The sequence below is a fragment of the Pseudomonas sp. 2FE genome (genome assembly GCF_005503735.1).
GTDB lineage: Bacteria > Pseudomonadota > Gammaproteobacteria > Pseudomonadales > Pseudomonadaceae > Aquipseudomonas.
On record NZ_SCMO01000014.1, the window covers coordinates 12,691 to 24,957 of the forward strand.

15 protein-coding genes are annotated in these 12,267 nt (G+C 64.2%); 7 read left to right on the forward strand and 8 right to left on the reverse strand.

The annotated features are described in order from the left end of the window. Positions 1–65: 65 nt before the first annotated feature. The 3 genes from FFS12_RS17535 to FFS12_RS17545 form a co-directional block, all read right to left on the reverse strand. A complete protein-coding gene (locus FFS12_RS17535) occupies positions 66–1,064 on the reverse strand; it encodes an alpha-ketoacid dehydrogenase subunit beta (RefSeq protein ID WP_137888688.1) in 999 nt (332 codons plus the stop codon). Continuing rightward, positions 1,057–2,196: a pyruvate dehydrogenase (acetyl-transferring) E1 component subunit alpha gene (gene pdhA, locus FFS12_RS17540; RefSeq protein WP_137888690.1), complete on the reverse strand. Its 1,140-nt coding sequence runs from the start codon at positions 2,194–2,196 to the stop codon at positions 1,057–1,059. The genes FFS12_RS17535 and pdhA overlap by 8 nt, the downstream gene beginning before the upstream one ends. Positions 2,197–2,288: 92 nt before the next feature. Next, on the reverse strand, positions 2,289–3,311 hold the full coding sequence (locus FFS12_RS17545) for a Glu/Leu/Phe/Val dehydrogenase (RefSeq protein WP_137888693.1): 1,023 nt from the start codon (positions 3,309–3,311) through the stop codon (positions 2,289–2,291). A gap of 288 nt (positions 3,312–3,599) precedes the next feature. On the opposite strand from FFS12_RS17545, the gene FFS12_RS17550 reads away from it, so the two are divergent. Further along, positions 3,600–4,403 carry a SirB1 family protein gene (locus tag FFS12_RS17550; protein WP_137888695.1) on the forward strand — a complete coding sequence of 268 codons (804 nt, stop codon included), beginning with the start codon at positions 3,600–3,602 and terminating at the stop codon, positions 4,401–4,403. A gap of 98 nt (positions 4,404–4,501) precedes the next feature. Here the strand turns inward: FFS12_RS17550 and FFS12_RS17555 are convergent, their stop codons facing one another. The 5 genes from FFS12_RS17555 to FFS12_RS17575 form a co-directional block, all read right to left on the reverse strand. After that, a complete protein-coding gene (locus tag FFS12_RS17555; protein WP_137888697.1) occupies positions 4,502–5,413 on the reverse strand; it encodes an SDR family oxidoreductase in 912 nt (303 codons plus the stop codon). A gap of 126 nt (positions 5,414–5,539) precedes the next feature. Continuing rightward, complete coding sequence (locus FFS12_RS17560; protein ID WP_137888699.1) at positions 5,540–6,085, reverse strand: DUF1569 domain-containing protein; 546 nt, start codon at positions 6,083–6,085, stop codon at positions 5,540–5,542. Continuing rightward, positions 6,064–6,966 (reverse strand): alpha/beta fold hydrolase, encoded by a 903-nt coding sequence (locus tag FFS12_RS17565; RefSeq protein WP_137888701.1) that lies wholly within the window; start codon positions 6,964–6,966, stop codon positions 6,064–6,066. The genes FFS12_RS17560 and FFS12_RS17565 overlap by 22 nt, the downstream gene beginning before the upstream one ends. Then, a complete protein-coding gene (locus FFS12_RS17570; protein ID WP_372239481.1) occupies positions 6,966–7,730 on the reverse strand; it encodes a class II aldolase/adducin family protein in 765 nt (254 codons plus the stop codon). Before FFS12_RS17570 ends, FFS12_RS17565 begins: the two co-directional genes overlap by 1 nt. 229 nt (positions 7,731–7,959) lie before the next feature. Then, positions 7,960–8,412: a flavodoxin gene (locus tag FFS12_RS17575; protein WP_137888706.1), complete on the reverse strand. Its 453-nt coding sequence runs from the start codon at positions 8,410–8,412 to the stop codon at positions 7,960–7,962. A 420-nt stretch (positions 8,413–8,832) separates the two neighbouring features. On the opposite strand from FFS12_RS17575, the gene folM reads away from it, so the two are divergent. The 6 genes from folM (at position 8,833) to FFS12_RS17605 (ending at position 12,255) form a co-directional block, all read left to right on the forward strand. Further along, complete coding sequence (gene folM / locus FFS12_RS17580; protein WP_137888708.1) at positions 8,833–9,540, forward strand: dihydromonapterin reductase; 708 nt, start codon at positions 8,833–8,835, stop codon at positions 9,538–9,540. Positions 9,541–9,562: 22 nt separating this feature from the next. Beyond that, positions 9,563–10,123, forward strand: a complete 561-nt coding sequence (gene folE / locus FFS12_RS17585) for a GTP cyclohydrolase I FolE (protein ID WP_137888710.1) — start codon at positions 9,563–9,565, stop codon at positions 10,121–10,123. A 2-nt stretch (positions 10,124–10,125) separates the two neighbouring features. Next, complete coding sequence (gene folX / locus FFS12_RS17590) at positions 10,126–10,497, forward strand: dihydroneopterin triphosphate 2'-epimerase (RefSeq protein WP_137888711.1); 372 nt, start codon at positions 10,126–10,128, stop codon at positions 10,495–10,497. 369 nt (positions 10,498–10,866) lie between these two features. Continuing rightward, the gene (locus FFS12_RS17595; protein ID WP_137888713.1) at positions 10,867–11,160 is read left to right on the forward strand and encodes a DUF1244 domain-containing protein; all 294 of its coding nucleotides are present in this window, start codon (positions 10,867–10,869) and stop codon (positions 11,158–11,160) included. Beyond that, positions 11,157–11,498, forward strand: coding sequence for a HopJ type III effector protein (locus tag FFS12_RS17600; protein WP_137888715.1), 342 nt, complete (start codon positions 11,157–11,159; stop codon positions 11,496–11,498). The genes FFS12_RS17595 and FFS12_RS17600 overlap by 4 nt, the downstream gene beginning before the upstream one ends. Positions 11,499–11,667: 169 nt before the next feature. Continuing rightward, complete coding sequence (locus FFS12_RS17605; protein WP_137888717.1) at positions 11,668–12,255, forward strand: putative glycolipid-binding domain-containing protein; 588 nt, start codon at positions 11,668–11,670, stop codon at positions 12,253–12,255. The last annotated feature ends 12 nt before the right edge of the window (positions 12,256–12,267 follow it).

The window sequence follows — 12,267 nt, forward strand, 5'->3', positions numbered from 1 at the left end:
CAATCTCCCATTTCGCTTCCCCCGTAGCTGTGGTCCAGCGCAAGCATCGCGGGCATGGCCCGCTCCTAGATGATCAGCAGCGTGTCGCAGGCCGCGAGAATGTCTTCGACGCCGGGGATATACAGCTGCTCGAGGCGATACAGCGGTGGCGGAATATCCGGCGCGGTGACCCGTTGGATCGGTGCCTGCAAATCCAGAAAGACCCGCTCGTAAAGGCTAGCGGCGATCTCCGCACCCACCCCGCAGGAACGCGGCGCCTCGTGGACTATCACGCAGCGCCCGGTTTTGCGTACCGAGGCCTCCAAGGTATCCAGATCCAGCGGCTTGATGCAGGCGACGTCTATCACTTCGGCGGACACGCCCTGCTCGGCCAATACCGCGGCGGCTTGCAGGGTTTCGTGGACGCTGGCGCCCCAACTGATCAGGGTGATGTCGCTGCCTTCGCGCAGGGTGAAGCAGGTGTCCAGCGGCAGGCGCCGGCCATCGTCGACCAGGGCTTGCGGGTTCATCCGATAGAGCCGGGTCGGTTCGAGGAAGATCACCGGATCGGGATCGTCGATCGCCGCCAGCAGCAAGCCATAGGCCCGCGCCGGCGAGGACGGAATCACCACGCGCAGCCCCGGAATATGCGCAAACAAGGCCTCGGTGCTTTCACTGTGGTGCTCCGGCGCGCGGATGCCGGCGCCCATCGGGCTGCGCAGCACCAGCGGGCAACTCAGACGGCCACGGGTGCGGTTACGCAGGCGGCTGGCATGGGACACCAGATGATCCATGGCGGCGTAGATAAAGCCGAGAAACTGGATTTCCACCACCGGCTTCAAGCCTTGCGCGGCCATGCCGACGGCCAGGCCAGCGATCATGGTTTCCGCCAGCGGGGTGTCGATCACCCGCTTGAAGCCGAAGCTGTCGCGCAGGCCCTGGGTGGCACGGAACACGCCGCCATTAACGCCGACATCTTCGCCGAACACGACGACGTTTTCGTCCTCGCGCATGGCGCGGTGCAGGGCCAGGTTGACCGCTTCGAGCAGGGTCAGTTTTGCATTCGGCACTTTTGTCTCACCCATGGCGCGCACCTCCGACGTGGCGCGCGGCGCCGGATGAGGGCGAGGCGCTTTGCGCCTCGCGGCGGGCCGCACGCTCCAGCAACCACTCGCGCTGCTCGGCCAAGGGCGCCGGCCATTTGGCGTAGACGTAGTCCAGCACCGCTTCGACCGGCTGGATGCCGGCAGACTCGAAGGCGTCCACCGACCTCTGTACCAGCGCCTGGCACTCGGCGACCAGCGCTTGCTCGCGGGCTTCATCCCACACCCCAAGGCCGGCGAGAAAGGCCTGCAGCCGTTTGACCGGCTCCTCCAACCAGGCCTGTTTGACCTCTTCGGCCGGGCGGTAACGGGTCGCATCATCGGCGGTGGTGTGATCGCCGAGGCGGTAGCTCAGGCATTCGATCAACACCGGGCCTTTGCCATGGCGTGCACGCTCCAAGGCGACCTGAACTCGGTCGTAGACGGCGAGTATGTCGTTGCCATCCACCTGTTCGCCGTGGAAGCCGGCGCCGAGGGCTTTCTGCGCCAGGGTCGGCGCGCCGCACTGGATGCGCCGTGGCACCGAGATCGCCCATTGGTTGTTGTTGACCACGAACACCACCGGCAACTGCCAGGTGCCGGCGACGTTGAGCGCCTCGAGGAAATCGCCCTTGCTGGTGGCCCCATCGCCGCAGGTGGTCACGGCGACCCGGTGTTCGCCGCGGATCTTGAACGCGCTGGCCACCCCGCAGGCATGCAGCGCCTGGGTAGCGATCGGCACGCAGATCGGAAAGTCCTGCGCGGCCGCCGAGTCGACGAAGGCGCTACCGCGCTCGTCGCCGCCCCAGTAGAGGAGGATTTCTTCCATGCGCACGCCGCGCATCAGTTGCACGGCGGTGTCGCGGTAATAGGGCACCAGCACGTCTTGCGGCTGCATCAGGCTGCCGATGGCGACACCAATCGCCTCCTGGCCGAGGGTCGGCGCGTAGGTGCCGATGCGGCCGGTGCGTTGCAGGGCGACGGCCTTCAGGTCGAACAGACGGGTCAGCACCATCTGCCGGTAGAGCTTGGTCAGCAGATTGAAGTCGTCGGCCCAGGCCGGCAGCGTACCGAGCGCGCGGCCATCGGGGTCGAGGTAGCGGGTATACGGGAGGTCGATCTTGTTAGGGGTCATGACACGACTCCTCGACACACCGGGTAGGTGCGATGGCGTTCCCCCTCCGCTTGTGGCGGCGGGACTCTCGGCGGCTGCTCCCGGGTGGGGGCTCAGCCGCTATACAGCAGGCGTTCGGCCAAGGCATCGGCGACGCGCGCGGGGGAGCGTTTGTCGGCCTGGGCATGGGCGTAAATCTCGGTTAAGCGTCTGTCTATTTGCGCAAGATGCGCCGTAATGGCTGGCAAGCTTTCCCCGCGGTGCTTGAGTGCCACATAAATCAAGCCGCCGGAGTTAATCACGTAGTCCGGCGCATACAGAATCCCCCGCGCCTCCAGCTCATCGGCAATCTCGGTGCTCGCCAACTGGTTATTCGCCGCCCCGGCCACCGCCGAGCAGCGCAGCTGACCCACCGTCTGCGCATTCAATATGCCGCCCAGGCCGCAAGGCGCGAGGATGTCGCACGGCGTGCCGAGCAGCGCTTCACTGGCCACCGGATGTGCACCGAGTTGCTCCACCGCCAACTGCACCCGACCGGGGTCCAGATCGCTGACCAATAGCTCGACCCCGGCGGCATGCAACTGCTCGGCGAGCGCATAGCCGACATTGCCGAGCCCTTGGATGGCGACGCGCAAACCTTCCAGGTCATCGCTACCGAGGCGCGCCTGGGCCGTCGCACGAATACCGGCGAACACCCCCATGGCGGTATGCGGTGAGGGATCACCGGCACTGGTGGTACTGGTGACGTGGCGGGTGTGTTGGGCGATGCAGTCCATGTCGGCACTCGAGGTACCGCTGTCGACCGCCGTGATATAGCGGCCGTTGAGGGTTTCGATAAAGCGCCCGAAGGCTTCAAACAAGGCGCCGCGATTGTCCACATTCGGCGGCCGGATGATCACTGCCTTGCCACCGCCTTGCGCAAGCCCGGCCAACGCGGCTTTGTAACTCATGCCTTGGGCCAGGCGCACGGCATCACGAATCGCACTGCGCTCATCGGGATAAGCCAGGTAACGGCAGCCGCCGAGGGCCGGGCCGAGGCGCGTGTTGTGAATCGCGATAATGGCCTTGAGGCCCGTGACGGGATCCTGTGCCAGGTGCAGCGCCTCGAGTCGGGCGGCTTCCATGATGGCAAACATGCTGAGGCTCCATTGCCTGTAATTATCAGCAGTATAGGTCGCACCCCCGACGACGACCGAACGGGCAGGTATAAGTACGCAGCCGGGCTGCGGCAGGCAGCATAAGGCCGGCTTGCTCGGCCAGGCTTGTACCGTCATAACGGCTAGTCACGGGGCGCACCGAGCGCTTCCGTGCATTGGAGCGCGCACCTTCAGCGCTGCGTCGGTTTTTTCTGCAAGCGGCGGGATAAAAGGGCTAGACGCAGGTTAGGCGACCCGCTACAAACCAAGAGTGAATTGGAGAATCCGATGACCCCGCGCCAAGCCTGCCTTGCCTGCCTCGAACGTGAGCCGCCTGCGGTCTTTGAAGCGGCGTTGTGGATTGCTGCCGAGCACGATCCGGCCCTGCAGCCGGAGCGCTGGCTGCGTGACATCGCCGGCTTGCAACAGCAAGTGGCTGCAGGTTTGCCGGTGCTGCCCAGCCATGAGCTGGCCCAACCGCTGCTGCGCCGGCTGAATGAGCTGGGTTTCCATGAGGACCATGAAAGCCCGCTGCGGCCACAGGCGGCCCTACTCCACCGCGTGCTGCAACGGCGCCGCGGCCAACCCCTGTCGCTGGCCTTGATGGCCCTCGAACTGGCCCGGCGTTTGGAGATACCCCTGCAGGGCGTGAACTTTCCCGGGCATTTCTTACTGCGCGTTCCTGGCGCCGATCATCTGCTCGATCCCTGCGGCGGCCGCCGCCTTTATACCCAGGACTGTCGCGAACTGCTGGCTCAGCAGCTTGGGCCTAGGGTGCAACTTTGCGCCGGACACCTGCAAAACTGCGATGCCCGCAGCCTGCTGCAGCGGCTTTCGCGCAATCTGCGGCATCTGCATCTGCAGGCTCAAGACTATTTGGCCGCGCTGAAAGATGCCGAACGCGTGCTCGAACTGGGGCCACCCTCCGCCAGCGACCACCTGGCCCGCGCCGAGCTCTATCAGCAGCTGGACTGTCCACAGGCCGAGCGTTTCGATCTAGAGCACGCCCTGCTGCTGAGCGACGACCCGGCGCAGCGCCTAGCGCTGACGCACAGGCTGCGCCAGCTCAGCCAAACGCCGGCACTGCATTAACAGGCCAAGCTGAGTCAACAGACCCAGGACCTTCACCCTACTGCGCGGCATGCGGGGAAATCCGCGCGCTGGCCGCTTCCCCCGTCAGACTGGCCGGATCAACCGGTGTATTTCTGCAGGTTGGCCAGCATTTGCGTCATCGCCTCGATATTGTCCGCCGGATGGCTGGCGCCTTCGAAGTCGCAGATCTGCTGCCACTGGGCCGCCACGTCTTCCGCGTCAAACCCGGCTTGCGGATCGAAACCGGCGCCATTGCTGCGCTCCCAGCGCACCTTGCCGATCCAGCCGCCGCCCACTTCGAACAGGCCGGCGGTTTCCTGGCAGTTTTCGCTGCCGAGGTAGACCACCAACGGGCTGACCAGCTCCGGCTTGAGTTGTTCGAAGACTTGCTGCGGAATCAGGCCTTCGGTCATGCGGGTGCCGCCAGTCGGGGCGATGGCGTTGACCAGGATATTATTCTTGCGGCCTTCGATGGCCAGGGTGCGGGTCAGACCGTACAGGCCGAGCTTGGCCATGCCGTAGTTGGACTGGCCGAAGTTGCCGTAGATGCCCGAGGTCGAGGCGGTGAAGATCACCCGGCCGTAGTTCTGCTCACGCAGGTGCGGCCAGGCGGCGCGGGTGACCTTGTAGGCACCTTCGACGTGGACCTTGTAAACCAGGTCCCAGTCGGCGTCCTCCATCTTGTGGAAGGTCTTGTCGCGCAGGATGCCGGCGTTGTTCACCACCACGTCGAGGCGGCCGAAGGCGTCCAGCGCGTGCTGCACGATCTTTTCGCCGTCGGTCACCGAGTCGTGGTTGGCCACCGCGGTGCCGCCCGCTTCACGAATCTCCGCAACCACCCGGTCGGCGGCCGAGGCGCTGGCGCCCTCGCCATGGGTGCTGCCGCCCAGATCGTTGACCAGCACCTTGGCGCCATGTTTGGCGAACAACAGCGCATGGGCGCGGCCAAGACCACCGCCAGCACCGGTGACTATCACTACTTTGTCTTCGAAGCGGACGGCTTCACTCATAAACGGCTCCTACGGCAGGGTTTGCGATGGGGCGAGTGTCGTGCAGGCGCGCGGCGCTCACAATGAAGACCGCCGCGGCTGAATGGTGGCCGATAAGGCAGCGGGATGATTATCCCCGGGGCCTTATCACGCCGATTGATCCGCCGGACGAATCAGGCTGAGGTGGTCGTACAGATGCAGCACATGGGCCAGGGCGTATTCCTCATGGCTCAACACACCATAGGCGAAGTGCGGCTGCAGCGCGCCGCTGTGTGCGGCGAAGCGCGCGAAGGCGCCTTGCAGCCGCTGCAGGGCCTGTTCCTGGCCGGCCGGCTCGACCAGTGGCGCGGCGCCGGGGATCGGCTGATCCAGCGGATGACGCATGGCGCCGCGGGCGGCGAACAGGTTGAAGGCGGCCATACCCAGGCTATGACGGAACCAGGCGGGTTTCAGCTCAGGATAGCCGTCCAGCGAATAGTCGATGCTTTGCGCGCAGTGGTTGAACACCTCGGCCGGGCTCCAGCCTTTGACGCTGACCAGCGCCCGCCCGGCCAGTTGCGCGAGCACAGCGCGCGCCGCCTGCAGGCTCAGGCCGGCGGGTGCCGGGCCGAGCGGCAGCGCCCAGAAGCCAGCGCCCAGCGCCGCTGCCGTAGCGCCCAGGGCCCCCAGTTTCAACAGCTGCCGTCGTTGCATCGGTTCCCCTCCAGGTGCAGGCGAAACGCCAAATAGTGCTTGAGCACCTGCTCCGGCGCCTCGGTCTGCGGATAGTGGCCGATACCGTCCAACAACAGGGTATCCGGCTGCGGAATCAGCTCGCGATAACGCGCCACCATATGGGCGCCGGAAATCGGATCGACCGCACCGTCGATCACCCGCAGCGGTACGCCGCCTTTTTGCATGGCCGCAACCCAGCGCTCACGCTGCACACGGCGCTCCGGTATATAGCGGATCAGCCGATGCATCACGCCTGGGCCATCGTTCGCCGCGATCAGGCGCCAGAAGTCGTCCAGCTCACTGGCACTCGGCCGGGTGTTGGGACCGAAGATCTGCGCGAAACTAGCGGCCAGCTTCCGCCGGGAGAACAGCCGACCGATCAACGGCCCAAGCGGGCCGAGCAGCAACTTCTGCACCAGCACCGGCCTATGGGTTTCCGGAAACAGCCCGCCATTGAGGAAGACGCAGGACGCCAGTTGCAGGCGCCCGTCGTGATGGCGCGCGAGCAATTCCTGAGCGACGCTGTCGCCATAGTCATGGGCCAGGACATGCACGGCCCCGTCGATGCGCAAATGACTCAGCAGCGCCTGCTGGAGATCCGCCTGTTCCAGCAGGCTGTAGGCATGCCCACGGGGCTTGGCCGAATCGCCGAAGCCGAGCATGTCGCAGGCGATCAGCCGATACTTTGCCGTTAGTGGCCCCCAAAGGTAGTGCCAGTCCCAACTGGCGGTGGGAAAACCGTGAATCAACAGCAGCGGCTCGCCCTGCCCGGCTGTCCAATAGCGGATGGCGTGGCCGCGGAAGTCGAAGCTCTGGCCCTGCGCCCGCCAATCGTGCAAGGCCATCCCGGCCAGGGCCATCAGGCGGCGTAGCCGGGGTTCTGTTGGTCCAGTTTGCGCAGCAGCGCCGGCCAGGCCAGTTGCCCGCCCATGCCCTGGGCGCTGCGCATCACCCCGGCGACCATGGCTTTGGCGCCTGCCAGGATCGACTGCGGAATATGGATCAGCTCGACGCCGCCACTCTGCGCCATGACTTGCACCTCACAGGCGCGCTGCAGGGTGAACATCATCAGGAAGGCATCGGCGATGCTGCCCGAACAGGTCATCAGGCCATGGTTGGGCAGGATCATGAAGTTGCTTGCGCCCAGATCCGCCTGCAAGCGCGCCTTCTCCTCGTGGTTCAGCGCCACCCCCTCATAACCGTGATAGGACAGGCTGGCGAGGACGAACAGCGCTTGCTGCGACAGCGGCAGCAAGCCCTGCTTCTGCGCCGAGACGGCGATGCCGGCGGCGGTATGGGTGTGCAGCACGCAGGCCACATCATGGCGGACTTCATGCACCGCACTGTGGATGGTGTAACCGGCCGGGTTGATCTCATAGGGGCTGTCCATCAACTTGACGCCGCCGAGATCGACCTTAACCAGGCTGGAGGCGGTGATCTCGTGGAACATCAGGCCGAAGGGGTTGATCAGGAAGTCTTCGCTGCCCGGCACCTTGGCCGAGATGTGGGTGAAGATCAGATCATCCCAACCGTGCAAGGCCACCAGGCGGTAGCAGGCGGCGAGATCGACACGGGCCTGCCACTCGGCGGCAGAGACCTGATCCTTGATGTTCGCGGTGGGCAGAACTTGGGCTGTGGTCACGGGGTTCACCTCGGCATTTATTAGTGTGGCGTGCCGAGGAGTCTAGCGAGGGATGCCGCCGCCGGTAGTTGCCGTGGCAGCCAGCTTAGTGGCCGAGCGAGTCAGAGCGCCGCGACTTCAGCTAGCTCAGCAGAGAGATTGAGCAGGCCGTTGAAGAATGTAACGAGAGGCGGGCGCAGCTCACGGATCAGCTCAACGGCGCGCGGATGCATCAGGCCTTCAACGCGGCGGCGAAGTCGGCCAGCCAAGGCTCGGCATCGGTTTCCGGGTTGACCGTCTCGCTGGCGTCCAGCCGCAGCATGGCCTGCACCTCATGGATACCCAGCTCGGCAAACAGCTCGCGGACCTGTTCGCCGCCGGCACAGAAGGTGTCGCCATAGCTGGAATCGCCCAGGCCGATCACCGCACCGGGCAAGCCACGCCACCCCGGCAGTTGATCGCGGATCGCGTAGTAGAGCGGCTGCAGATTATCGGGCAACTCGCCCATGCCAGTGGTCGAGGTCACCGCCAGAAAGGCTTCGGGAGCAAAGGCCTGCAATTCGGCCAAGCTCGCCCGCGGGTTATGCCAGGCGTCGAAACCCGCCGCCTTGAGTACCTGCTCGGCGTGGCGGGCGACTTCCTCGGCGGTACCGAAGACCGAACCGGAGAGAATGGCGACTTTCATACAAGAGCTCCCGAAACTGGCTGCGACTCAGGCTTTGTGAAAACGTAGCGAGCGAAGGTTAGACAAGGCAAAAACAGGCGAAAAAGCGCAGTTTACATGGGGTAAATGAGCATTTTGAGCCTGTTTTTAACGCCGTATAACCGAGCGCAGTAGCTTTCACACAGCCTGAAATGCCGGGCATTATGCCTTATGAGACTCGCGGCGATCCGCGCCGCCGTGAAAACCCGCCGACCGTGCCTCAGGTGCCGCGCAACTAGCGCAAAGCCCAGCACGTGCCAGCACCCCGGCTGCCTTCGGCACCCTAGGCGCGAGCGCGCCACGCCCGCAGCTTTTGTGCGCAGCGGCGGACTGCGGTAACGTTGCCCTGTCCGCCGCCCCTACTGCTCGGGCTGGCGCCTACTTTTAGCCGACGAGTCGCGCATGAGCGTTTCCGCCCCCATTCTGATTACTGGCGCCAGCCAGCGGATCGGCCAACACTGCGCCGAACGCCTGCTCGATGATGGCCATGCGGTAATCCTCAGCTATCGCCGTGAGCGCGAGAGCGTGGCGCACCTGCGCGAACGAGGGGCTTTGACGCTGCCCGCGGACTTCTCCACCGAGGCCGGCATCCTGGCCTTTATCGACACGCTAAAGAGCCACACCCAGCGCCTGCGCGCGATTGTGCATAACGCCTCGCAGTGGCTGACGGAAACGCCAGGCAACGAAGCCGCCGCCTTCCAGCAGATGTTCAGCGTGCACATGCTCGCGCCCTACCTGATCAACCTGAAGTGCGCCGAATTGCTCGAACGCTCGAGCCCGGCCGATATCGTCCACATCAGCGATGACGTGACGCGCAGAGGCAGCGCCAATCGCCCGGCCTACTGCGCCAGCAAAGCCGGGCTGGAGAGCCTGACGCTGTCCTTTGCGGCCAAATTCGCGCCGCGGATCAAGGTCAACGGCATCGCCCCGGCGCTGATCCTGTTCAACGAGCACGACGACGCGGCGTACCGCGCCAAGACCCTGGACAAATCCGCCCTGGGCATCGAGCCTGGGCCCGAGGTGATCTACCAGAGCCTGCGCTATCTGCTCGACAACCCCTACGTCACCGGTACCACGCTGACCGTCAACGGCGGCCGCCACCTCAAATGAGGTCCGCCGCGAGACCCCTGAGATGAACCCACAGCTGCCTCACCACTATCGCCAGATCCTCCTCGGTCTCGGCGAAGACCCCGAGCGTGAAGGCCTGTTGGACACCCCACAGCGCGCCGCCAAGGCCATGCAGTACCTGTGTCAGGGTTATGCGCAAAACCTGGAGGCAATAGTCAACGGCGCGCTGTTCGCCTCGGACAATGACGAGATGGTGATAGTCAAAGACGTCGAGCTGTATTCGCTGTGCGAGCACCACCTGCTACCGTTCATCGGCAAGGCCCACGTGGCCTACATCCCGACCGGCAAGGTGCTCGGCCTGTCGAAAGTCGCGCGGATCGTCGATATGTATGCGCGGCGCCTGCAGATTCAGGAGAGCCTGACCCGGCAGATCGCCGAGGCGATCCAGGAGGTCACCGGCGCCGCCGGTGTGGCGGTGGTGATCGAGGCCCAGCATATGTGCATGATGATGCGCGGGGTGGAGAAACAGAACTCGACGATGGACAGCTCGGTGATGCTCGGGGCTTTCCGGGAGTCCTCCAGCACCCGCCACGAATTCCTGAAACTGATTGGACGGAGTAACTAGTTATGCCGAGACTGGAGCCTGGAATGGCACGAATCCGGGTCAAAGACCTGCGTCTGCGCACCTACATCGGGATCAAAGAGGAAGAGATCAACAACAAGCAGGATGTGCTGATCAACCTGACCGTCCTCTACCCGGCGGTCGACGCCGTGCAGGGCAACGATATCGAGCACGCGCTGAACTACCGCACCATCACCAAGGCGATCATCCAGCACGTCGAAGGCCACCGCTTTGCCCTGCTCGAACGCCTGACCCAGGAAATCCTCGACCTGGTGATGAGCCACCCGACCGTGCGTTACGCCGAAGTGGAAGTGGACAAGCCGCATGCCCTGCGCTTTGCCGAGTCGGTGTCGATCACCCTCGCCGGGCATCGCTAAGCACCTGTTCAATATCTGCTGCGGGCTTCGCGCGCCATGCGGCGTTGAAAACAGGCTCGGACTGCTCATTTACCACTCGTAAACTGCGCTTCCTCGCCTGTTTGACTCGCTACGCTCGCCCTGCGGGCCAGCCTTCGGCTGTTACTCCGCTGCGCTGCGTTGCGCCTTGTGACCCACATGGATGTGGGGAATGCCGTTACCCGTAGGGAACGGGTGCGGCCCTGACCTGCGCTCGCGACGATCTTGAACAGGTGCTTAGCCGACACTCATACCGCCCGACAGCTCGCTGCCGTCGGGCATTGCTGCTTCGGGCCAGCGCTTCTATCATCGCGCCCATCTGCCACCCGCACGTCCTCGGAGAACCCTGCCATGACCGAGCAAGAACACCTCGAACTCGAAGCCGCCGCCTTCCGCCAACTGGTGCAACACCTGCGTTCACGCCCGGATGTGCAGAACATCGAGCTGATGAACCTCGCCGGCTTCTGCCGCAACTGCCTGTCCAAGTGGTACAAGGCCGCCGCCGACGACATCGGCCTGGCCGTCACCGCCGAGCAGGCCCGCGAAGAGATCTACGGCATGCCGTACAGCGAGTGGAAGAGCAAATACCAGCAGGAAGCCAGCAGCGAACAACAGGCGACTTTCGATAAGGGCAACAAGTCATGAGCGCACTCCTCGACTTTCGCGCCAGCCTGCGCAGCGAGCAGCACCTGTTCGCCGCCACCCTGGCCTTTATCGCCGAGCACTACGACTATCAGCCCAGCGCCTTCGTCAACGGCACGCTGGAAAACGCCGTCGGACAGAATGAAGGCTCCTGCAAGACCCTCGGCCTGGCGCTGCTGGAAGGCTTGAGCCTGGAAGAGACCCTGCAGGCCTTCGGCGAACACTACCGTGCCGTCTTGGCCGACCCGGATGGCTCCGACCACGGCAATATCCGCGCGCTGATGGAAACCGGCCTGAGCGGCGTGCGTTTCACCCAGCCGCCGCTCAAGCACAAGGGATAAGCCGAAGCCACGCCGTCATGCGCAAATAACCGCGCAACTGTCGGCAACGGCTGACAGACATATCTCAAAAACCCACTTATCCTGCAGCCCTGGAAAACACCAAGGACGGTGTTCCGCACGCTGACGCGCCGTCCTCCGTTGCCCCCTTACCTGGCTTGGAGTCGCGTGGATGCAGCAGACCTTGGTATGGAAACCATGGCTCAACCCTGGCGTGGAAAACCTGCGCCTGAAGCAGGATGACAGCGGTATACACGCCAGCAGCCATCTGATGCAGAGCGTGCGTGGCCAGAGCATTGCGGCCACCTACGTCTTGAACTGCGACCCACGCTGGCGGTTTCGCCGCCTGTGGCTGAAGGTCGACAACTTCGGGCAAAAAAGCCTGACCTTGGATCGCGATATCCGTGGCCGCTGGTATCAGAACGGCGAACTGCGCCACGACCTGTTCGACTGCCAGCACGTGATGCTCTCCGCCTCGCCGTTTACCCATACGCCGGCCTTGCAACGCTGTGCCCTGGAAACCGGGCAGAGCGAGCAAGTGCAGGTGGCCTATATCGACATGCTGACCCTCAAGGTCGAGGCCCGCACCCAACGTTACCTGTGCCTGCGCCAGCACGCCGAGCAAACGCTTTACCGCTGCGAATCGGAAGGCAAAAAGCCCCGCGAACTGACCGTCGATCGCGATGCGCTGTTGATGAAAGCCAGCGATCAGTACCTGCGCATGAGTTCGCGGACGCTGACGTTGAACACCTGGGTATGAGCGCCAGCCCAT